We start from the raw sequence: 19,822 nt of genomic DNA, 5'->3' as shown, positions 1-19,822 counted from the left end.
ATGTTAAACGAAAACATTACGATAAAAGGCGCACGGGAACATAATTTAAAAGATATCGATGTAACGATTCCTCGCAATAAACTTGTTGTGATGACGGGGCTTTCAGGTTCAGGGAAGTCGTCGCTTGCCTTCGATACGATCTATGCGGAAGGACAACGCCGTTATGTAGAGTCACTATCTGCATATGCCCGGCAGTTTCTCGGACAAATGGATAAACCTGATGTAGACTCGATTGAAGGCCTTTCTCCAGCAATCTCGATTGATCAGAAAACAACGAGTAAGAACCCGCGATCAACTGTCGGTACTGTTACCGAAGTTTATGATTATCTTCGCCTGTTGTTTGCGCGGATTGGGAGACCGGTCTGCCCGAACCATGGTGTTGAGATCACGTCACAAACAGTGCAACAGATGGTCGATCGGATTATGGAGAGTCCAGAACGAACGAAGATGCAGATTCTTGCACCAGTTGTTTCTGGTCGTAAGGGTGAACATGTCAAGATTTTTGAAGATATTAAAAAGCAGGGGTATGTCCGAGTTCGTGTGGATGGTGAAATTCAAGATGTGAGTGAAGAAATTAAGCTTGAGAAGAACAAGAAACACTCTATAGAGATTGTTGTCGACCGAATTGTAGTGAAAGAAGGCGTCGAGACCCGTTTAGCGGATTCCCTTGAAACAGCGTTGAACATCGCGGACGGTAAAGTCATTGTCGATGTGATCGGTGAAGAAGAATTGTTGTTTAGTCAGCATCATGCATGTCCACACTGTGGATTCTCAATTGGGGAGCTTGAGCCTCGTTTATTTTCATTCAACAGTCCGTTCGGCGCATGTACGAGTTGTGACGGTCTTGGGACAAAGCTTGAAGTAGACCTTGAACTTGTCATTCCTGATTGGGGTTTATCATTTGCAGAAAATGCAATTGCGCCATGGATTCCACAAAGCTCACAATATTACCCACAGCTACTGAAAAGTGTATGTAATCATTATGGAATCGATATGGAGGTCCCACTGGACAAGTTACCGAAACCTCAGCTTGACAAAGTGTTATATGGAAGTGGGAAAGATAAGATCCACTTCCGGTATGAAAATGATTTTGGCCAAGTTCGTGAAAATAAGATCTTATTTGAAGGTGTCGTTCCGAACATTAAGCGTCGTTACCATGAGACGAGTTCCGATTATATTCGTGAACAGATGGAAGGATATATGGCTCGGAAGCCTTGCCCTTCTTGCGGTGGGCATCGATTAAAGCCAGAAGCATTATCTGTCTTGATTCAGGAGCATCATATTGGTCAAGTAACCAAAATGTCGATAAAAGAGGCTCAGAGCTTCTTTAACGGGCTAGAGCTAACGGAAAAGGAAATGCAAATTGGTCGGTTGATTTTACGAGAAATTAATGACAGACTCGGATTTCTTGTTAATGTGGGTCTCGATTACTTAACGCTTAGTCGTTCAGCAGGGACACTTTCGGGTGGCGAAGCTCAACGGATCCGCTTAGCGACACAAGTTGGTTCTCGCTTAACAGGTGTACTCTATATTTTGGACGAACCTTCGATCGGCTTGCATCAGCGGGATAATGACCGGTTAATTAATACCCTAGAGGATATGCGTAGACTCGGTAACACGTTAATTGTCGTCGAGCATGATGAGGATACGATGCTTGCTGCAGATTACATTATTGATATCGGTCCTGGTGCTGGTGCTCATGGTGGGAAAATTACATCTCAAGGCTCACCACAGGAAATTATGGACGATGAAAATTCGTTAACTGGGAACTATTTATCTGGTAAAAGATTCATCCCAATACCCGTTGAACGTAGAAAACCCAATGGTCGTAAATTGACGATTAAAGGAGCGACCGAAAACAACCTAAAAAACGTAAAGGTTGATATACCAATCGGTCTCTTCACTGGGGTGACAGGCGTATCAGGTTCAGGGAAAAGCACGCTCGTGAATGAGATCCTTTATAAAGCTATTGCACAAAAGCTTCATCGAGCAAAGGATAAGCCCGGTGAGCATAAGAAGATTGAAGGCTTGGATCACATCGATAAAGTTATCGACATAGATCAGTCACCGATTGGTCGGACACCACGCTCAAATCCTGCCACATACATCGGTGTTTTTGATGATATTCGTGATGTCTTTGCACAGACGAATGAAGCGAAAATGCGCGGCTATAAAAAAGGTCGTTTCTCTTTTAATGTAAAAGGTGGACGTTGTGAAGCGTGCCGTGGAGACGGAATTATTAAGATCGAGATGCATTTCTTGCCAGATGTGTATGTTCCTTGTGAAATCTGTCATGGAAAGCGCTATAACCGGGAGACGCTTGAGGTGAAATACAAAGGCAAGAACATTGCCGATATCTTGGCAATGACGGTTGAAGAGTCGGTCGAGTTCTTTGCAAACATTCCGAAAATCAAACGAAAGGTACAAACGATGCTTGATGTTGGCCTAGGATATATCAAACTCGGTCAATCTTCAACGACGATTTCCGGTGGAGAAGCACAACGGGTTAAGCTTGCCTCCCAATTGCATAAACGTGCAACGGGAAAAACACTTTACATTTTAGATGAGCCGACAACAGGCCTCCATGTTCACGATATCGCCCGCTTGTTAACGGTGTTACAACGACTCGTTGAAAACGGGGATTCTGTACTTGTTATTGAACATAACCTTGATGTAATTAAAACCGTGGATCATATTATTGACCTTGGTCCTGAAGGCGGAGATAAAGGTGGGATGATCGTCGGAACGGGAACACCTGAACAAATCGCTGAAACGAAAGAGTCCTATACTGGAAAATATTTAGCACCGGTTTTGAAACGTGATCGTAAGCGGATGGAAAAGAAGTTTGAAAAGGAAGAATCCAAAGAATCAGTAGCGAAATAACGCCTTTCGTATAGGAAGCATAAAACCCTATTATTCGAACCCTTATTTGTGTGCGAATTAAGCCTTTTAAGTCTAACTTAGAAGGCTTTTTCCTTTTTGTGTCGAAAAGAAAAAAGGGGATTGAATTTTGTTCCAATTGAAAGGTAAAAAGTAATATACATAAATTTATAAAAGAGTACCTGTTACAGGGGTCAGAATGGAGGAGAGTAAGGTGTCTTGGTCTGATCGGGTCATTTCATCAATTAGCTATCTCAGTATATTTTGTGCACCTTTTTTGGTGGCGGCCATTATTTATCTAACAAGCGAGGATAAGGGAGTGCAGGAGCATGCGCGTAAAGCACTGTGGTTGCATTTGATCCCAATTGTTTCACTTGCGCTTTTATCGATTACATTCTTTGAACTAGGACAAATATTCAATGGTGTGACGATCACATGCATCATTTTATTTGGTGGAGTCGCGATAAGCGTTGTTACGATGAATGTAGTTATTGGCATGAAAATTTTAAAAAGAGGGCATTCGAAAAGTGGTCGAATGAAGCCAGTAGACCATTTAGATTCGTCCACGTTTTAACAAAAGCGGAAGCGTCTTATACTATAGAAAGTATTTTTATACTTTCTTAACGTGCAAGAAACTTTTGAAAATGTGAAAATCACCTTCTGTTAGGCTAAATGTTCGCATAGTAAGTTAAGAGGATCTGAGAAAAGGGGAGTGCGGTATGGAAGAGCGGAAAATGATTTTGCGCATGCTGGATGAAGGAAAGATTACATCTGCCGAAGCGGTTGAACTTTTAAAAACAATTGGTAATACAGAGCCTATCGATCAAAAAGACTCGACGGAACTATCTAAGCATGTAACTGAAGATGTTGAAAGCGGGCCGTCTCATAATGAACATCGGGATCGTCCGAAAAAAGAAAGTTCGACAGTTAGCAAGTTTTCAAGCTTTTTTGATAAGGTAGTAACAAAATTGAAAGACACAGATTTCGATTTGAATTTCGGTCAGTCTTTCCAGGTTGATCATGTTTTTCAGGAAAATGTGAGTGAGATCGACCGGATCAAGATGCAAATTATTAATGGTGGAATCCAGTTACGCCCTTGGGAAGAAGAGAGTGTAAGAGTGGAGTGCCAAGCATCGGTTTATAGGGTGCAAACACAAGAGGATGCGAAAGCGTACTTTATGAACAATGTCCGATTTGCAATTGGATCCGGGGAGCTTCAGTTCATTGTCGATGAGAACAAGCTGAAGGTTCATGCTCACATGTATGTTCCGACGAAAATGTATGATGAAATTCAGCTGAGAACTTCGAATGGTGCAATCACAGCAGTGGATCTTCAGACAAACAAAGCAAATGTACGCACTTCAAACGGAGCAGTTACTCTAAGCAAGGTTGAAGGAAAAGTGTTGAATGCATCGACCTCTAATGGCAAAATTAATATAGAAAATGGAAAGTGGACTGAATCGAAGCTCGAGACGTTAAATGGTACAATTCGGTTGAATGGCAGCTATGAGGACGTGGAGGCAGAGACGTTAAATGGGGCAATTAATTTTACCCTCGATGATGCACAAGCTGGCAAGGCTTCGCTAAAAACGGTTGCAGGAAAAATTGAAATGTTTATACCTGAAGGGTTGAAGGTCGATGGGAATATGAAGGCAACACTTGGTAGTTTAAACTGCAGTCTTGATCAAGTAGAAATTTTAAAGGAGAGCAAAGAGGTTGTACAGAAGCGAATGAACTTTATCGCAAACGATGGTGCACCGATAACTTATGAGATCGAGGCGGAGGCAAAGACTGGTTCGATTTCAATTGGAAATAGATAAGGAGGAAGCGGCTTGAAGGGTTGGTTGATTTCTTTAGTTGTCAACACAGTTGTATTAATGGTTGTTGCCGGATTCTTTAGTGAATCGTTTTATTTATCAGGAATCGGGGCAGCAGTGATCGCCAGTCTATTGCTCTCGGTAATGAATGTTATTGTCAAGCCGATCCTTGTAATTTTGACGTTGCCTGTAACCGTACTTAGCCTCGGATTGTTTCTGTTTGTAATTAACGCAGTGACATTGAATTTAACAGCCTGGATAATGGGCGATTCATTTGAAATTTCCGGATTCGGGATGGCGCTCATAGCTTCGATCATTATTTCACTATTAAACTTGTTGATTAACAATATTATCGTAAAACCACTGCAACAAAAATAAAGGTAAGATAGATGTGTAGGGGGTGACATTTTATGTCATCCCCAATTTATTCTTACACGTTAAGAAAGTATAAAAATACCAACAACAAATTTATAGAGATCCCTCATTACTGCTCGATTCACCTTTGTTTTCATCAACATTGATGCCGTTCCCAGTCTTCTCATAATGGGAGATCACTAATTCAAGACCTGCTAACTCCTCATCCCTTATATGGGTAAAACCGTGTTTTTCGTATAAACGTCTCGCAGGGTGATTTTCGGTACCAGTTGAGACGATGAATTTTTTACATGATAGGTGTTCGCAAACATAGCTGACCATCACACTGCCAATCCCTCGGCGGAAAAAGTCTGGGTGGACGATGAGTCGGCAAATTGTGCAAAGTCCTTCCTCATTCGAAACAGCGATCGCCCCAGCTAGTTTTCCATCTTCCTTATATCCATAAAACGTTTCCCCACAATTTTTCAGATCATCAGCTGTTTCTAATAATGGTGGAATGTCCGCAAAACCTATTAGTTCAGCCTCGATTTTGTAAGAAGCGTGTTGTAAACTGTGCAGCTCTACCAGTTGTTCAGGATCATTAAGGTTCATCTTTATCATTATTTTCGTTCCCCTATCATTAAATTTTGCTCGACTTTATGCCTATAATAAGTTTAGCCTAGTTAGTAAGGAAACACTTTTCAGCTGACCCAGTACTCATGATCACACAATCTAATTCCATCGTACAACAATTCGTTTAATTCATCATAATTCCTTGATGTTTTTGGTAAAAAAAGTGTAAGTAGGGCATGGACTTCAAAATCATGCTAAAATAAAGGTCGTACATACGCTTGTATGTTTACTAGTATACAATTTGCTGCATAGATGCGATTCAGCCTGCGCTTAGCTTGGCTTTGTTTAGTTTTCTTTAATAGTGGGAGTGACAATCAGAATGGCAAACGTACAAATAAAAGATTTAATTGATAAGTTTCAGCTTGAACTTGTTAGTGGGGTGGAGGGAATCAATCGCACGATCGCAACAAGTGATCTTTCGAGGCCTGGTCTAGAAATGGCTGGTTATTTTGCCTATTATCCGGCAGATCGACTTCAGTTGCTCGGTAAAACAGAGCTTTCTTTTGTCAATGGTTTGGATGCACGAATAAGGAGAGAGCGACTCCGAAGGCTTTGTACTGAACAAACTCCTGGTATTGTTATTTCGCGTGAAATGGAGATTCCACCAGAGCTTGCAGAGGCCACCGAAGAAATAGGTATCCCGTTGATGCGATCCCAGCTGACAACGACACGTTTAAGCAGCCGGATAACGAATTATCTAGAAAGTAAGCTTGCTCCAACGACGGCCATACATGGTGTACTCGTCGAAATATACGGAATTGGCATACTTATTACGGGTTCAAGCGGTGTTGGTAAAAGTGAAACCGCACTTGAGCTTGTTAAACGGGGTCACCGACTTGTTGCGGATGATTCTGTTGATATTCGCCAAGAGGATGAAACAACGTTAATTGGGAGTGCGCCCGATTTGATTCAGCATTTGCTTGAAATCCGCGGGGTCGGTATTATCAATGTAATGACATTGTTTGGTGCGGGTGCGATTCGTACGTATAAAAAGATTGCATTGACGATAAATCTAGAAACATGGGATCCGAAAAAAGCCTACGATCGACTTGGCTTGGATGAAGAAACAATGAAAATTATTGATTGCGACTTGCCAAGGGTAACCATTCCTGTTCGTCCTGGACGGAACCTTGCTGTAATTATTGAAGTTGCAGCGATGAATTTCCGTCTGAAGAAGATGGGCGTAAACGCAGCACAGCAATTCTCAGATAAACTGAATCAAGTATTAGATTCAACAGAGCCCGATGATTTTTAGGGCTTACAAGAAGTTAGGGAGATCGATGTTATCATAGGACGTGACTGATTTTTAATAATAGGAGGAACTTAAATGGTTTCGGATATTCAGCCTTTAGACAGAGTGGCCTTTGAACTAGGGCCATTAACAGTATATTGGTATGGAATTATTATCGGGTTTGGAGCATTGCTCGGGCTTTTCCTGGCCGTCAGAGAGTCAAGAAGGCTTGGGATGGATAAAGATGTCTTTGTCGATGTTGTGCTTTACGCGGTTCCGATCGCGATTCTTTCTGCGAGAATTTATTATGTTGCGTTTGAATGGGACTATTATAAAAACCATCTTGGTGATGTTTTCGCCATTTGGGAAGGTGGAATCGCTATTCATGGAGCCTTGATTGGATCTGTGTTAACGGCTTATGTTTTTACGAAAATCAAAAAACTATCATTCTGGAAGCTTGTAGATATTGCGGCACCTAGTATTATCCTTGGTCAGGCAATCGGCCGCTGGGGTAATTTTATGAATCAGGAAGCGCATGGCGGTGAAGTAAGCCGGGCATTCTTAGAGGGCCTTTATTTACCCGATTGGATTATCGATCAGATGTACATAAATGGAACGTACTATCATCCTACGTTCCTATATGAGTCGCTCTGGAATTTGCTAGGTTTTGTAATGTTGCTTGTGCTAAGACGATTCAACCCACGTCGCGGTGAGGTGTTTTTAAGCTACGTCATCTGGTATTCAGTCGGCCGGTTTTTCATTGAGGGAATGCGAACAGATAGCCTTATGCTAACTGATTCTCTACGTGTTGCACAGGTGATTTCCATAGTGTTAATTGCTCTCAGTCTGATCTTGATTGCTTACCGTCGCAAAAGCGGATTGGCGAAAAAACAATACGAAGAGCTGTAATAAAGTACGGGATGTTTTAAACTCATTGTGATTACCGGATAAATGGAACAGCAAAAGAGAGAGTACAGCAAGGGGAGTGTGTGGTCTGTATGCTAAACACATTGAAAAAGGGAATATTGGTGGGGCTTGAAACAACATGGACGCTCGGGAAAGTAATTTTTCCGATTACCCTACTTGTGACGATTCTCAGTCAGACCCCGATCATGGATTGGCTTGTAAAATTAGCCGAACCATTGATGTCTTGGATCGGGTTATCAGGAGAAGCTGCCTTACCGCTTGTTATAGGGAACTTCCTGAACCTGTACGCAGGGATTGGTGCGATTCTGAGTCTTGATTTAACGGTAAAGGAAGTCTTCATACTTGCAGTGATGCTATCCTTTTCTCATAATCTACTCATCGAATCGACCGTCGCTGCGAAGGTCGGTATCAAAATGTGGGTTGTGCTTGTTGTACGTATCGGCCTGGCACTCTTTACGGGGGTTGCAATTTCTCTTATTTGGAACGGTGGATCAGAACAGGCTGTTTATGGGTTCATTTCTTCTACAGAGCAGAATGTATCCGGGGTTTGGAATATTATTTGGCTCGGAATTGAAAAGGGATTAGTTGGTATTCTTCAGCTTGCGGCCATTGTTATTCCGCTGATGATTTTTATCCAAATCATGAAGGACCTGAAATGGCTGAATGTCTTTTCTAAGTGGATGTCTCCGGTTACGAGAGCGCTTGGAATGAAAGAAAACACATCGACTACACTCGCTGCAGGGATTGCTTTTGGCCTGGCATATGGAGCAGGTGTTATGATTCAGGCTGTTAAAGAGGACGGTGTTGAAAAGAAGGATTTGTATCTTGCATTCATCTTTCTCGTTGCCTGTCATGCTGTCATTGAGGATACACTGATCTTTATACCACTCGGAATTCCGATTTGGCCGCTGTTGGTCATTCGACTTGTGGTTGCTATAATTTTGACGATGCTTGTTGCATGGGTTTGGAAGCGTGTAGATGCACAAAAAGTAGAACATCGGAAGGAAGCTAATTTATGAAAATTGATACAATCTTATTTGATCTGGACGGGACGTTGATTAACACGAACGAGTTGATCATCGCTTCCTTTTCTCATACATTGGAACGCTATTATCCTGGTCGTTTTACTAGAGAGGATATTATCGCATTCATCGGTCAGCCTCTTGTCGATAGTTTTAAAACAGTCGATGAAGGTCAGGTTGATTCGCTTGTAAAGACGTATAAAGAACATAATCTTGCCCATCATGAGGAGTATGTTCATGCTTTTGAGGGTGTAGTTGAAACGGTGAAGATGCTACATGATAAAGGATTTAAGCTTGGGGTTGTGACGACAAAAATGAGGGATGCGGCAGAGTTAGGTTTAGAGCTTACTGGTTTAAGTGCCTATTTCACAACAATCGTTACCCTTGATGACGTTGAGCATGCAAAGCCGGATCCGGAACCCGTTCATCGTGCGTTGGACAAGCTTCAATCTGACATTAGTTCTGCAATTATGGTCGGTGATAGCCGTTACGATATTGAAGCTGGCCAAAATGCGGGTACATTGACTGCAGCAGTCGCTTGGACACTTAAAGGAAGAGCCTATCTCGAAAACTATAATCCAGATATTATGCTTGAAGCAATGCCAGACTTACTAAAGGTTCTGGGAGTGACGTATAATGAGGAAGACCGAACGTTATCCTGTTAAGGGAGGCAATGCTCTCTGGCAGATCTATAAGACAGTTCCTTTTGTAAAAGTATTGAAAAACTTTATTGTGATCCAGATTGCTCGTTATACGCCGATCATTGCATTAAAGAATTGGTTGTATCGCCGGTTCCTAAAGATGGAGGTCGGTGAACAATCAGCTGTTGCATTAATGGTGATGGTTGATATAATGTTCCCTGAGCGGATCTCAATTGGACGTAACTCCATTATTGGGTATAATACGACCATTCTCGCTCACGAATATTTAATTGAGGAATATCGTCTCGGAGATGTTATAATCGGTGATGAAGTAATGATTGGCGCAAACAGCACGATTTTACCTGGTGTTACGATTGGGGAACAGGCCGTTGTTTCAGCAGGAACTCTTGTCCATAAGGATGTCCCTGCAGGAGCGTTTGTTGGTGGGAATCCGATGAAATTAATTTACACGAGAGAGGAAATGGACAAGCGTAAACTAATGTCCAATACCGACGATATATAGAAATAGAATAAACTTGGCGAAACCAAGCGTTAGTGCAGATGAAACTTAGTTGCACTGATGTTTATTAATGTGAAAAGGTGGGGTGTCATATGGAACCAAAAAAGAGAATGTCAATGGTCTACATAAATGGAGAGTTTAGAATGTGCGACGCGTTGATTCGTCCGAATGCCAAAAAAGTCGAAGAAGAACATGAACAACAGGATCGTTTTTTCTTTTTGTCAGCTGTATCACGATTACGCGGTAGTGATTATATAAGGGATGCATATTGGAATGGAAAAGAAGCTGTCGTTCGTTTTGAGAATGTTGATCACGTTTCACCAGAATTCCTTGATGACTATGATCATTATTTTGGTTCGAAAATGAAGATCGGTAAGCTTTTACTCGATAACCTTGTGTACCTTTTCAAAGAGTTACATTATATAACGGTTTTGAAAATTGTCGTACCGTTTCAAAATAATGAGCTTGTCGTGCATATTCATCGTAAACAGCTTGAACGTTATTTGAAAACAGAATTCAGTTACTTTAAAAATGCACATCGATGCCAATTCCATTACTATTTTCAGGAACGTGAAATTCGCCGATTCGTGCACCGTTATGTGAATTTGGTCTATAAATAGGTGGAAATGAGAAAGGTTGGCTCTATTCGAGTCAACCTTTCTTCGATTGTGGTCTAGAACTATAAAATCTTAAAGCTGTGGATAACTTTGATAAAAAATTGCAGTAGTTCAGGTAATTCAAGATGAATGAAGAAACGGTTCGGACAGGACATAGAGTGAGGAATCCGCCGATAACCCACTTTCTTATCTCCCCGATAACTAAATTAAATAATAAAATTCCTCCAATAAAATCGTTTTTTTCAAAAACCCGAATCAAAATTTATAAAAAGGGCTCTAAAAAGGAGGATTGACGGTCTCAATCCTCAATATTGTTAGTATGTAATGGTTTCCTAATCTTGTATCTGAAAAATACGGTCGCAACTCAAGAAATACGGTCGCAACTTGAAAAATACGATCGTAACTCAAGAAATACGATCGCAACTCGAAAAATACGATCATAACTCAAGAAATACGATTGCAACTCGAAAATAAGATTTCATCTCAAAAAACACATGCACAACTCAGAATGTATACGTCTAATCTGGTAGTCTCAGGATCAACCTGGATGATTTTTTCATTGTTTAGGGGGCTACACTAGCGCTGCATTAATTATTTTTGAAGATTTTAAATATCCTCAAAAAATATATGGTTTAGACATGAAAAAATCCTTTACAATGGATGTACAGGCGGTGTTCCTGTCCAAATCCCAAATAAAGGACTAACGTATGGACAAGAATACACTACTTTCTTCATTTGGTAAATGGGTGTCCACTTTGATCTGATCATTTGTTGTACTTTCTTACGATTTTACAGCAAGAGGTTAGCAATTAAACATTAAACAGTAGAGTGGGATGTGTTTCCTCAATTGGAAATCCATCCTTATTAGAATTTATCTTGAACTGCTCGACCTGCACAAATAGACCAAATAACATCGGCACGAAAAAAGCCAGAGTGGAAGTGACCCCACTCTGGCTTTTACTTACCTACTGAACGAACCCTCGTTAACCCAATCTAAAGCAAATAAAATCCGACCCCCATGATAAGATAGGCGGCGAGTAGTGTGGCGCCTTCAAACCAGTTCGTGTCACCGTCATTTGCGATGGAATTCGTTAAGAGGACGGCAAGAACCATACTCACGAGCTCGGGGACTGTAAACACAAGTGCCATCGGAGTTGGAAACAGTAATGAGAGCAGGACGAGTAAAGGTGCAACAAACATTGCAATCTGCAATGTTGAACCGACCGCAATTTCGACTGCTATGTCCATCTTATTTTTATAAGCCATAATGATTGCTGAAGCGTGTTCAGCTGCGTTACCGACAATAGCAACAATAATTACTCCAATAAAGACCTCACTCCAGCCAAATTGTTCACCAACCGCTTCAAATGTATGAACAAGAGCCTCACTGACATAGGCAACCGCTACTGTAGCTAATGCCAGAATCGTCAGTGCCTTCTTTAGACTCCATTCAGCTTCCTCCTCATGGGTATCTTCGTCTCCACCTTCCTGACTGTAGACCCCTCTATGTGTAACCAGTTTGAAAAAGAGTCCACCTAAATAGAGGGCAATTAGGATTGCAGAGATCCAGATGCTTAGTGTGAGAGAGTCTGTATCATCGAGGTTCATACTGAAAATTTCTGGAAATACAAACGCAACGACCACACCGAACATAAGGAGTGCGGAATTATGTCTGGCATCATGAACATTAAATTTTTGTTGCTTGAATTTAAGGCCTCCGATGAAGAACGACAATCCCCCCACAAGCAATAGATTTCCAAGCACTGAGCCTGTAAGTGAAGCTAGAACAATGGAAATATACCCTGCTTTTAACGCGAAAATAGAGATGATAAGTTCAACGGCATTCCCAAATGTAGCATTCAGCAGTCCGCCGATCCGGGGTCCAGAATGAATTGCTAAGCTTTCGGTTGCGCGTCCCATATACGCCGCAAGAGCAACAATGGTTAGGCAGAATACGATAAACATGATTGCTTGAGGCCAGTGCAGCAGGTTTCCAGCAACGGACAGCGGAACCCCAACTAAAATGGCAATGAAGAATAGTTTATTAAACATCACAACACCTTCTTTCCTTACCTATTAGAGGTTGTTTTTGAACACGTACTTTTAGTAACATTTTCATTTTATCTCATTATTATCCGTATTATAAGAGGCTGTTTCAATAATAGGGATCTCATTACAAAAAATTTAGAAAACAAAACCCATGTTACTAATTTAAATTCAAGGAGTTAAGGGTAAATATAATAGGAAGGGGCGAATTTTTTGGTTGACGTGTCTAGGCATGAAAGATAAACTACATATTAAGTCTTTATCTTGTTAGTATATTAGCGAATTAAAGTATTTATATAGATGAACTTTTATCAAGGGGTGAGTGAGATGGCGAAACCGTTAGTTTTTGAAAAACCACTTGGTATGCGTGATACGCTGCCAGACTTATATGAGGTCAAATCAAATGTCCGTGTGACAATGGAGGAAGCGGTACGTCAATGGGGATACCGGTTTATGGATACACCAACGCTTGAGTATTACGATACTGTAGGTGAAGCATCGGCTACGCTTGATCGGCAGCTTTTTAAACTCCTCGATCAGGAAGGGAAGACGCTCGTACTAAGGCCTGATATGACAGCGCCGATTGCCAGAGTTGCCGCGTCAAGTCTTCAATCCGAAGCGCTTCCGATGCGACTCGCCTATATGGCGAAAGTGTTTCGGGCTCAACAACAAGAAGGTGGACGTCCAGCAGAATTTGAACAATTCGGCATCGAGCTAATAGGGGATGGAACGGTTAGTGCAGATGGTGAGGTGATCGCGCTTATGACAGATACACTTCAACAGGCAGGGCTCGATCATTTTCAAGTTGCGGTCGGTCACCTCGGTTTTGTCGATGCACTATTTAAAGAGATTCTTGGAAATGACAGTCGTGTTAGGAGACTTAAGCGATTCCTTTATGAAAAGAATTATGTAGGGTACCGGCAACATGTAAAGCAATTGCCGCTCTCCTCAATTGATCAACGTAGATTATTGGACTTTTTACAATTAAGAGGGGATGCTTCAATTCTCGAACGTGCCGAGGAACTGATTTCCTCAACTCCAGGCTACCAAGCGATCGAAGAGCTAACCATGCTTCGCGAATTTCTGGAAGCTTATGGTGTCTCAGACGTCATTCTCCTTGATTTAACGCTTGTCAGCCATATGACATATTACACAGGGGTTGTTTTCGAAGGATATGCCGAGGAGCTAGGTTTTCCGATCAGTAATGGAGGACGATATGATACATTGCTTTCTAAATTTAATATTGAGGCACAGGCAACTGGTTTTGGGGTTCACCTCGATTATTTAATTGAAGCATTACAACCTAAAGAACAAGGTAGGAGTTCGCAGTGTGTGATTTTTACAGAGGAGCATCGAAAGGAAGCCATTGCTTTTTCGGTGGATAAAAGGAAGGATGGTATACAGGTTGTTTTACAGGATTTAAAAGGGGTTAAGGACCTTGATGCATTCACGGAGACATTTTCAGATGTGACATATTTTATCGGTAGTAAGAAGGAGGGGAAACGATGACTGAACCGCTTACGATTGCAATGCCAAAAGGAAGGATTTTCGAAGAGGCTGTGCAGTTATTAAGAGAGGCCGATTATCCGCTGCCCCCTGAGTTTGAGGATTCCCGTAAGCTGATCATTGATATTGAGGAAGCAGAACTACGATTTATATTAGCAAAACCGATGGATGTTCCGACGTATGTGGAGCATGGTGTGGCTGATGTTGGGATTGCCGGCAAGGACGTCATGCTTGAGGAAAAACGGGATGTGTATGAAGTGCTCGATCTCTACATTTCTCAATGCCATCTGGCTGTGGCGGGTCTTCCGAATACAGAGCTCGATCCAGTTGCACCAAAGATTGCAACGAAATATCCGAATGTGGCTTCTGCCTATTTTCGATCCCAAGGTAAACAAGTTGAAATCATTAAATTGAATGGTTCCATTGAGCTCGCCCCGTTAATTGGCTTAGCGGATCGAATTGTCGACATTGTTTCAACAGGGCGGACTCTGGACGAAAATGGATTGGTTGAGACAGAAAAAATTACTGACATTACTTCGCGGTTCATCGTCAATCCAGTTAGCTATCGAATGAAAGCAACGGTAATCGATGAGATGGTAACGCGGTTAGAAAAGGTTATCGTGCAAAAGGAGAGAGTCATATGAAGATTAGGACCCTCGATGGGGAAAAGATACAACGGCGAAGTTTAGACAACGGAACCGATGAACAGCGAAAAACGGTTCAGGCCATTTTGGAACGTGTAAAAAAGGAAGGAGATGACGTTTTAATTGAATTAACGGAGGAATTTGATGGTGCTAAGCTCGAATCCCTCAAGGTTAGTGAGGGTGAAATTAAGCACGCCTATGATTCAATCGATGAAGAGGTTATCGAGATCCTTCGGGAAGCGGCTGCGAATATCCACTCCTATCATGAGAAACAGATGAGGCAATCGTGGATGATGACGAAAGAGGATGGGACAGTTCTCGGACAAAAGGTAACCGCGATTGATTCAGTCGGTGTTTATGTACCTGGTGGAACCGCTCAGTATCCCTCCTCGGTTTTGATGGGGGTTATTCCAGCTAAGGTTGCCGGAGTCGAGCGCATTGCCCTTGTTTCTCCGCCAGATTCAAATGGGAGCCTACCAGCAAGTGTCCTTGTTGCAGCAAATGAAGGTGGTGTCACTGAAATTTACAAGGTTGGCGGTGCACAGGCAATCGGTGCAATGACGTATGGCACAGAGAGTATTCCTGCTGTTGATAAAATCGTCGGGCCAGGAAACATTTACGTTGCTCTAGCGAAACGAGAAGTCTTCGGACTTGTAGGCATTGACATGATCGCTGGTCCTAGTGAGATCGTTATTTACGCGGACGAAACAGCGAACCCGGAACACCTTGCTGCTGACCTCTTATCTCAGGCTGAACATGACCAACTCGCTACTTCTATTCTTGTGACGACCTCTTCTAAAGTAGCAAAGGAAACGTCTAAAGAGGTGATTCGACAGTTAGAAAGCTTGCCGCGCAGGGAAATTGCTGAGGCTTCTGTAATCAGTAATGGGGTCATTTATCTTGCTGCATCTGAGGATGAGGCGATTGCTGCTGTTAATGAATTGGCGCCAGAGCATTTGGAGCTTGTAGCCTATGAACCATTTGAACTCCTAGGGAAAATAAAGCATGCAGGTGCTGTTTTTATTGGCAAAAATAGTGCAGAGCCAGTTGGAGACTATTTTGCGGGTCCAAATCACGTGCTCCCGACGAGTGGGACAGCCCGTTTTTCAAGTCCATTAAGTGTTGATGACTATTTAAAGAAAACAAGCGTAATTTATTATAGTACCGATGCACTTTATGATCATGGTAAAAAGATTAGCAAGCTTGCAAGGCTTGAAGGTCTTGAGGCCCATGCACGAGCAATTGACATAAGGTTGGAGGAGGAGTAAACGATGACAACGGAACGAATAAGTACTCTGCAACGGAAAACGAATGAAACAGATATTGAATTAAGACTTCAAGTTGACGGCAATGGTGAAGCTAGTATTAATAGTCCCGTTCCGTTTTTGAATCATATGCTCGATTTATTTACTCGCCATGGATTGTTTAATTTGAGTGTCAATGCAACAGGTGACACGGACATTGATGACCATCATACAACCGAAGACATAGCCATTTGTCTTGGTCAGGCGCTTCAACAAGCTCTTGGTGATAAAAAAGGGATTCGACGTTACGGAAACGCATTTGTTCCAATGGATGAAGCACTTGCACAGGTGGTTGTAGACCTTAGCAATCGACCGCACCTGGAATACAATGCCACACTGCCTTCGCAAAAAGTGGGAACGTTCGACACGGAGCTTGTTCACGAGTTTTTGTGGAAGCTCGCATTAGAAGCACGGATGAACCTGCATGTGATTGTTCATAACGGTGTAAATACGCATCACATTATAGAGGCGATTTTTAAAGCGTTAGGTCGAGCGCTGGATGAAGCGACGATGGTTGACCCTCGTGTAAATGGGGTACCTTCAACGAAAGGGATGCTTTAAATAGATGATTGGAATTATTGATTATGGTATGGGTAATCTTCATTCGGTCCAAAATGCATTACGAAGACTAGAAATCGAGTATTTTTTATCGGAAAATAAAGAGGAATTAGCGAAAGCGGATGCACTGCTTTTACCGGGGGTAGGGGCGTTTAAGGACGCGATGCATGCCTTGAGAAAAGACGGGATGGATGAGTTTATCGTTACGAGCGTACAAGAGCGGAAACCGATTCTTGGTATCTGTCTCGGGATGCAGCTTTTGTTCGAGGAGGGTGAAGAGCATGGCTTGACAAAAGGGTTAAACTTGCTGCCAGGCAGAGTCGTTCACATTCCGGGCACAACAATAGATGGGTTGTCGTATAAAGTTCCTCATATGGGTTGGAATGAGTTGATTATTCATAACCCTGAGGCACAGCTGTTATCCAATCTCTCAGCGAATCACGTTTATTTTGTACACTCCTATTTTGTGAAGACAGAGGACCGTAATGTGTTGTTAGCATCGGCAGATTATTATGAAGAGGTCCCGGCTGTCGTCGGAAAGGATCATATATTCGGTACGCAATTCCATCCTGAAAAAAGCGGTGATGCAGGTCTAGAGATGTTACGGAATTTCGCCAACTATGTAAGGGAGAGGTGACGATATGAATCAATTTGAGCTATATCCAGCGATTGATATGCGTGGTGGGAAATGTGTCCGTCTTTACCAGGGCGATTATGAGCAAGAGACGGTCTATGGGGATTCCCCTTTTGAGATGGCACGTTTGTTTGCAGGGGAAGGTGCAAGATGGATCCATATGGTCGATCTGGATGGTGCTAAATCAGCGGAAAAAGTGAACGATAAGTACGTTTTACAAGTGGCAAATGAATTAGGCCTCAATGTTCAGGTTGGAGGTGGAATTCGTTCTGAGAGGGATATTCGTTATTATTTAGAAAATGGGGTCGAGCGGGTTATTCTCGGAAGTATTGCCGTGAATAAGCCTGATTTCACGAAGCAAATGCTGCAAACGTACGGGGAACGAATTGCGATCGGACTTGATGCCCGTGATGGATATGTCGCAACAGAAGGGTGGCAGAACACATCGAAGGTTCCGGCTGTTGAGCTTGCAAATGAGCTAGTTGATGCAGGTGCACGGACAATCATTTTTACCGACATTTCTAGGGATGGAACGTTAAAGGGCCCGAACCTTTCCGCCATTAACGAAATCGCTGCCGAGACAGGTGCAGAAATTATTGCGTCCGGTGGTGTGAGCTCGTTAAATGATCTTGGAAAGCTTGCAAGTAACCGGGATCATGGGATTGTTGGTGCAATCGTCGGAAAGGCTTTGTATACAGAGCAATTTACACTTAAGGAAGCACTGGAGAAGGTGAAGGGGTAGCGTATGATTACAAAACGAATTGTTCCTTGCCTTGATGTCAAGGATGGGCGAGTTGTAAAGGGAGTACAGTTTGTAGGTTTAAAGGATGCTGGAGACCCGATTGAGCTGGCAAAACTTTACGATGAGCAAGGAGCGGATGAACTAGTTTTTCTCGATATTTCTGCTTCCAATGAGCGACGTAACATCATCATCGATCTTGTTGAGCGGGTGGCTGCGACGCTTGCGATCCCATTTACAGTGGGTGGCGGTATCAACTCTTTGGAAGATATAAAAGCAGTTTTGCGTGCAGGAGCAGATAAAGTATCCTTAAATACAGCAGCGGTAAAGGAACCGGAGCTTATTTCCCTCGGTGCTGAATACTTCGGTTCCCAGTGTATGGTTGTCGCAATTGATGCCCGGTATGATGAAGAGATGGGCTCCTGGCGCGTTTATACGAATGGCGGTCAGCGATCAACCGACTGGGAAGTGATTGACTGGGCGAAAGAAGCGGTGAAACGTGGTGCTGGAGAACTGCTTTTAACAAGTATGGATCGGGATGGTGGAAAAGCCGGGTTTCATTTGGAGCTAACGAAAGCCGTCCGCGATGCTGTTACTGTCCCTGTTATCGCTTCAGGTGGAGCTGGAACGGCAGAAGATTTTTATGAAATATTTACGGCGGCAGATGCCGATGCGGCTTTAGCGGCTTCGATTTTTCACTATAAAGAAACCTCGATTACCGCTGTCAAAGAATTTTTAACAGAACAGGGGGTAATCATACGATGAATAAAGTTGAGCTGCGATTTGATGAGAATGGTTTGATTCCTGTAATCGTTCAGGATGTTGAGAGTATGGAAGTGCTGACACTTGCATACATGAATGAAGAGTCACTCGGAAAATCAATGGAAACGCGTGAGACGTGGTTTTATAGTCGATCCAGACAAGAACTTTGGCACAAGGGTGAAACATCTGGTAACACACAGCGAATTGTGGATTTGCGGTACGACTGTGACCAAGATGCGTTAGTCGTGCTAGTGGAACCAGCTGGACCGGCATGCCATACTGGGAGCTTCAGTTGTTTTGTTAAGTCGTTGCTCGTAGGTGACGATGAGAATACTGGTGTTGATGAGCCTAGAAAAGTGGAAACAGATAGCGGCGGCGGATCGTTATTAAGGGCTGGGGAAAACATCGGTGAAGGTGAGTCGCTATTAGATGCTGGAGATCATATGGATGACCAAAGTAGATCACTGTTTGATGAAAAGAAAAAACTTAGTGATGGGGTTGGAAAGGGATTGGATCGATTTTCGATTTTGTCACAGTTGGAATCCGTGATTGCTGAACGGGAAAAGGATCGACCGGAAGCTGCGTATACAACGTACCTTTTTGATGAAGGCGTCGATAAAATCTTGAAAAAGGTTGGGGAAGAGGCGTCTGAAGTCATTATTGCCGCAAAAAACCGCGATAAAGACGAACTCTCGTGGGAGTCGGCGGATCTCATTTATCACTTGCTCGTTTTACTGCGGGAACAGAACCTACCACTTGATGACGTGCTCTCTGTACTTGAAAAACGACATTCTGGATAAGCCGAGGAGGAGTAAGTCCTTCTCGTTTTTGTTTCACGTTAAGAAAGTATAAAAATACTTTCTATAGTATAAGTTATCATGAACGAAACTAGCCCCTGTTCGTAACAACGTAGGTTAATTTGGTAATACTGTGTTTAAGGCAACAACATACCAAATCAGAGCTATAATTACGAAAGGAGCTAGTTAG

Annotated in this window: 20 protein-coding genes; 18 read left to right on the top strand and 2 right to left on the bottom strand. The window is 42.6% G+C overall.

Translation table 11 applies throughout. The features are described 5' to 3' along the window. From uvrA to NON16_RS23010, 4 genes are all read left to right on the top strand, one after another. On the top strand, positions 1–2,883 hold the full coding sequence (gene uvrA / locus NON16_RS23025; protein WP_257351754.1) for an excinuclease ABC subunit UvrA: 2,883 nt from the start codon (positions 1–3) through the stop codon (positions 2,881–2,883). A 211-nt stretch (positions 2,884–3,094) separates the two neighbouring features. Beyond that, a complete protein-coding gene (locus tag NON16_RS23020; protein WP_257351753.1) occupies positions 3,095–3,454 on the top strand; it encodes a magnetosome magnetite crystal formation protein family in 360 nt (119 codons plus the stop codon). 145 nt (positions 3,455–3,599) lie between these two features. Next, positions 3,600–4,700, top strand: a complete 1,101-nt coding sequence (locus NON16_RS23015; protein WP_257351752.1) for a DUF4097 family beta strand repeat-containing protein — start codon at positions 3,600–3,602, stop codon at positions 4,698–4,700. Positions 4,701–4,712: 12 nt separating this feature from the next. Next, the gene (locus NON16_RS23010; protein ID WP_257351751.1) at positions 4,713–5,075 is read left to right on the top strand and encodes a phage holin family protein; all 363 of its coding nucleotides are present in this window, start codon (positions 4,713–4,715) and stop codon (positions 5,073–5,075) included. A 90-nt stretch (positions 5,076–5,165) separates the two neighbouring features. On the opposite strand, the gene NON16_RS23005 is transcribed toward NON16_RS23010, so the two are convergent. Beyond that, positions 5,166–5,672 (bottom strand): GNAT family N-acetyltransferase, encoded by a 507-nt coding sequence (locus NON16_RS23005; RefSeq protein ID WP_257351750.1) that lies wholly within the window; start codon positions 5,670–5,672, stop codon positions 5,166–5,168. A gap of 331 nt (positions 5,673–6,003) precedes the next feature. Here NON16_RS23005 and hprK point away from each other — a divergent pair, with 331 nt between their 5' ends. The 6 genes from hprK (at position 6,004) to NON16_RS22975 (ending at position 10,645) form a co-directional block, all read left to right on the top strand. Then, the gene (gene hprK / locus NON16_RS23000) at positions 6,004–6,939 is read left to right on the top strand and encodes an HPr(Ser) kinase/phosphatase (RefSeq protein ID WP_257351749.1); all 936 of its coding nucleotides are present in this window, start codon (positions 6,004–6,006) and stop codon (positions 6,937–6,939) included. A gap of 72 nt (positions 6,940–7,011) precedes the next feature. Beyond that, positions 7,012–7,824 carry a prolipoprotein diacylglyceryl transferase gene (gene lgt / locus NON16_RS22995; RefSeq protein WP_257351748.1) on the top strand — a complete coding sequence of 271 codons (813 nt, stop codon included), beginning with the start codon at positions 7,012–7,014 and terminating at the stop codon, positions 7,822–7,824. A gap of 89 nt (positions 7,825–7,913) precedes the next feature. Next, positions 7,914–8,861, top strand: coding sequence for a nucleoside recognition domain-containing protein (locus tag NON16_RS22990; protein ID WP_257351747.1), 948 nt, complete (start codon positions 7,914–7,916; stop codon positions 8,859–8,861). Further along, complete coding sequence (gene ppaX / locus NON16_RS22985; RefSeq protein ID WP_257351746.1) at positions 8,858–9,529, top strand: pyrophosphatase PpaX; 672 nt, start codon at positions 8,858–8,860, stop codon at positions 9,527–9,529. The genes NON16_RS22990 and ppaX overlap by 4 nt, the downstream gene beginning before the upstream one ends. Then, the gene (locus NON16_RS22980; RefSeq protein ID WP_257351745.1) at positions 9,501–10,028 is read left to right on the top strand and encodes an acyltransferase; all 528 of its coding nucleotides are present in this window, start codon (positions 9,501–9,503) and stop codon (positions 10,026–10,028) included. The genes ppaX and NON16_RS22980 overlap by 29 nt, the downstream gene beginning before the upstream one ends. A gap of 89 nt (positions 10,029–10,117) precedes the next feature. After that, entirely contained in the window at positions 10,118–10,645 is a 528-nt protein-coding gene (locus NON16_RS22975; protein ID WP_257351744.1) for a hypothetical protein, read from the top strand. Positions 10,646–11,635: 990 nt separating this feature from the next. Here NON16_RS22975 and cax read toward each other — a convergent pair. After that, a complete protein-coding gene (gene cax / locus NON16_RS22970; protein WP_257351743.1) occupies positions 11,636–12,694 on the bottom strand; it encodes a calcium/proton exchanger in 1,059 nt (352 codons plus the stop codon). Positions 12,695–13,015: 321 nt separating this feature from the next. Here cax and NON16_RS22965 point away from each other — a divergent pair, with 321 nt between their 5' ends. Genes NON16_RS22965 through hisI form a run of 8 tightly spaced genes read left to right on the top strand, consistent with a single transcriptional unit; the run spans position 13,016 to position 19,635 of the window. After that, on the top strand, positions 13,016–14,197 hold the full coding sequence (locus NON16_RS22965; RefSeq protein ID WP_257351742.1) for an ATP phosphoribosyltransferase regulatory subunit: 1,182 nt from the start codon (positions 13,016–13,018) through the stop codon (positions 14,195–14,197). Further along, complete coding sequence (gene hisG, locus NON16_RS22960; RefSeq protein WP_257351741.1) at positions 14,194–14,838, top strand: ATP phosphoribosyltransferase; 645 nt, start codon at positions 14,194–14,196, stop codon at positions 14,836–14,838. The genes NON16_RS22965 and hisG overlap by 4 nt, the downstream gene beginning before the upstream one ends. Next, positions 14,835–16,106 carry a histidinol dehydrogenase gene (gene hisD / locus NON16_RS22955; protein ID WP_257351740.1) on the top strand — a complete coding sequence of 424 codons (1,272 nt, stop codon included), beginning with the start codon at positions 14,835–14,837 and terminating at the stop codon, positions 16,104–16,106. The genes hisG and hisD overlap by 4 nt, the downstream gene beginning before the upstream one ends. Before the next feature lie 3 nt (positions 16,107–16,109). Beyond that, positions 16,110–16,703, top strand: a complete 594-nt coding sequence (hisB, locus tag NON16_RS22950; RefSeq protein WP_257351739.1) for an imidazoleglycerol-phosphate dehydratase HisB — start codon at positions 16,110–16,112, stop codon at positions 16,701–16,703. Positions 16,704–16,707: 4 nt separating this feature from the next. After that, entirely contained in the window at positions 16,708–17,337 is a 630-nt protein-coding gene (hisH, locus tag NON16_RS22945; RefSeq protein ID WP_257351738.1) for an imidazole glycerol phosphate synthase subunit HisH, read from the top strand. A 4-nt stretch (positions 17,338–17,341) separates the two neighbouring features. Next, positions 17,342–18,076 (top strand): 1-(5-phosphoribosyl)-5-[(5-phosphoribosylamino)methylideneamino]imidazole-4-carboxamide isomerase, encoded by a 735-nt coding sequence (gene hisA, locus NON16_RS22940; protein WP_257351737.1) that lies wholly within the window; start codon positions 17,342–17,344, stop codon positions 18,074–18,076. Positions 18,077–18,079: 3 nt separating this feature from the next. Further along, positions 18,080–18,838 (top strand): imidazole glycerol phosphate synthase subunit HisF, encoded by a 759-nt coding sequence (gene hisF, locus NON16_RS22935; protein WP_257351736.1) that lies wholly within the window; start codon positions 18,080–18,082, stop codon positions 18,836–18,838. Next, the gene (gene hisI / locus NON16_RS22930) at positions 18,835–19,635 is read left to right on the top strand and encodes a phosphoribosyl-AMP cyclohydrolase (protein ID WP_257351735.1); all 801 of its coding nucleotides are present in this window, start codon (positions 18,835–18,837) and stop codon (positions 19,633–19,635) included. Before hisF ends, hisI begins: the two co-directional genes overlap by 4 nt. Positions 19,636–19,822 lie beyond the last annotated feature (187 nt).

This window comes from Pseudalkalibacillus decolorationis, assembly GCF_024609785.1.
Taxonomy (GTDB): domain Bacteria; phylum Bacillota; class Bacilli; order Bacillales; family Fictibacillaceae; genus Pseudalkalibacillus; species Pseudalkalibacillus decolorationis.
This window is presented reverse-complemented; position numbering and strand designations above follow the sequence as displayed.

What these genes read in the sequence shown, in the direction of transcription:
- uvrA (WP_257351754.1), top strand. Translation starts at nt 1, where the DNA reads ATGTTAAACGAAAACATTACGATAAAAGGCGCACGGGAACATAATTTA.
- NON16_RS23015 (WP_257351752.1), top strand. Translation starts at nt 3,600, where the DNA reads ATGGAAGAGCGGAAAATGATTTTGCGCATGCTGGATGAAGGAAAGATT.
- NON16_RS23005 (WP_257351750.1), bottom strand. Translation starts at nt 5,672, where the DNA reads ATGATAAAGATGAACCTTAATGATCCTGAACAACTGGTAGAGCTGCAC.
- hprK (WP_257351749.1), top strand. Translation starts at nt 6,004, where the DNA reads ATGGCAAACGTACAAATAAAAGATTTAATTGATAAGTTTCAGCTTGAA.
- lgt (WP_257351748.1), top strand. Translation starts at nt 7,012, where the DNA reads ATGGTTTCGGATATTCAGCCTTTAGACAGAGTGGCCTTTGAACTAGGG.
- NON16_RS22990 (WP_257351747.1), top strand. Translation starts at nt 7,914, where the DNA reads ATGCTAAACACATTGAAAAAGGGAATATTGGTGGGGCTTGAAACAACA.
- ppaX (WP_257351746.1), top strand. Translation starts at nt 8,858, where the DNA reads ATGAAAATTGATACAATCTTATTTGATCTGGACGGGACGTTGATTAAC.
- NON16_RS22980 (WP_257351745.1), top strand. Translation starts at nt 9,501, where the DNA reads ATGAGGAAGACCGAACGTTATCCTGTTAAGGGAGGCAATGCTCTCTGG.
- NON16_RS22975 (WP_257351744.1), top strand. Translation starts at nt 10,118, where the DNA reads ATGGAACCAAAAAAGAGAATGTCAATGGTCTACATAAATGGAGAGTTT.
- cax (WP_257351743.1), bottom strand. Translation starts at nt 12,694, where the DNA reads ATGTTTAATAAACTATTCTTCATTGCCATTTTAGTTGGGGTTCCGCTG.
- NON16_RS22965 (WP_257351742.1), top strand. Translation starts at nt 13,016, where the DNA reads ATGGCGAAACCGTTAGTTTTTGAAAAACCACTTGGTATGCGTGATACG.
- hisG (WP_257351741.1), top strand. Translation starts at nt 14,194, where the DNA reads ATGACTGAACCGCTTACGATTGCAATGCCAAAAGGAAGGATTTTCGAA.
- hisD (WP_257351740.1), top strand. Translation starts at nt 14,835, where the DNA reads ATGAAGATTAGGACCCTCGATGGGGAAAAGATACAACGGCGAAGTTTA.
- hisB (WP_257351739.1), top strand. Translation starts at nt 16,110, where the DNA reads ATGACAACGGAACGAATAAGTACTCTGCAACGGAAAACGAATGAAACA.
- hisH (WP_257351738.1), top strand. Translation starts at nt 16,708, where the DNA reads ATGATTGGAATTATTGATTATGGTATGGGTAATCTTCATTCGGTCCAA.
- hisA (WP_257351737.1), top strand. Translation starts at nt 17,342, where the DNA reads ATGAATCAATTTGAGCTATATCCAGCGATTGATATGCGTGGTGGGAAA.
- hisF (WP_257351736.1), top strand. Translation starts at nt 18,080, where the DNA reads ATGATTACAAAACGAATTGTTCCTTGCCTTGATGTCAAGGATGGGCGA.
- hisI (WP_257351735.1), top strand. Translation starts at nt 18,835, where the DNA reads ATGAATAAAGTTGAGCTGCGATTTGATGAGAATGGTTTGATTCCTGTA.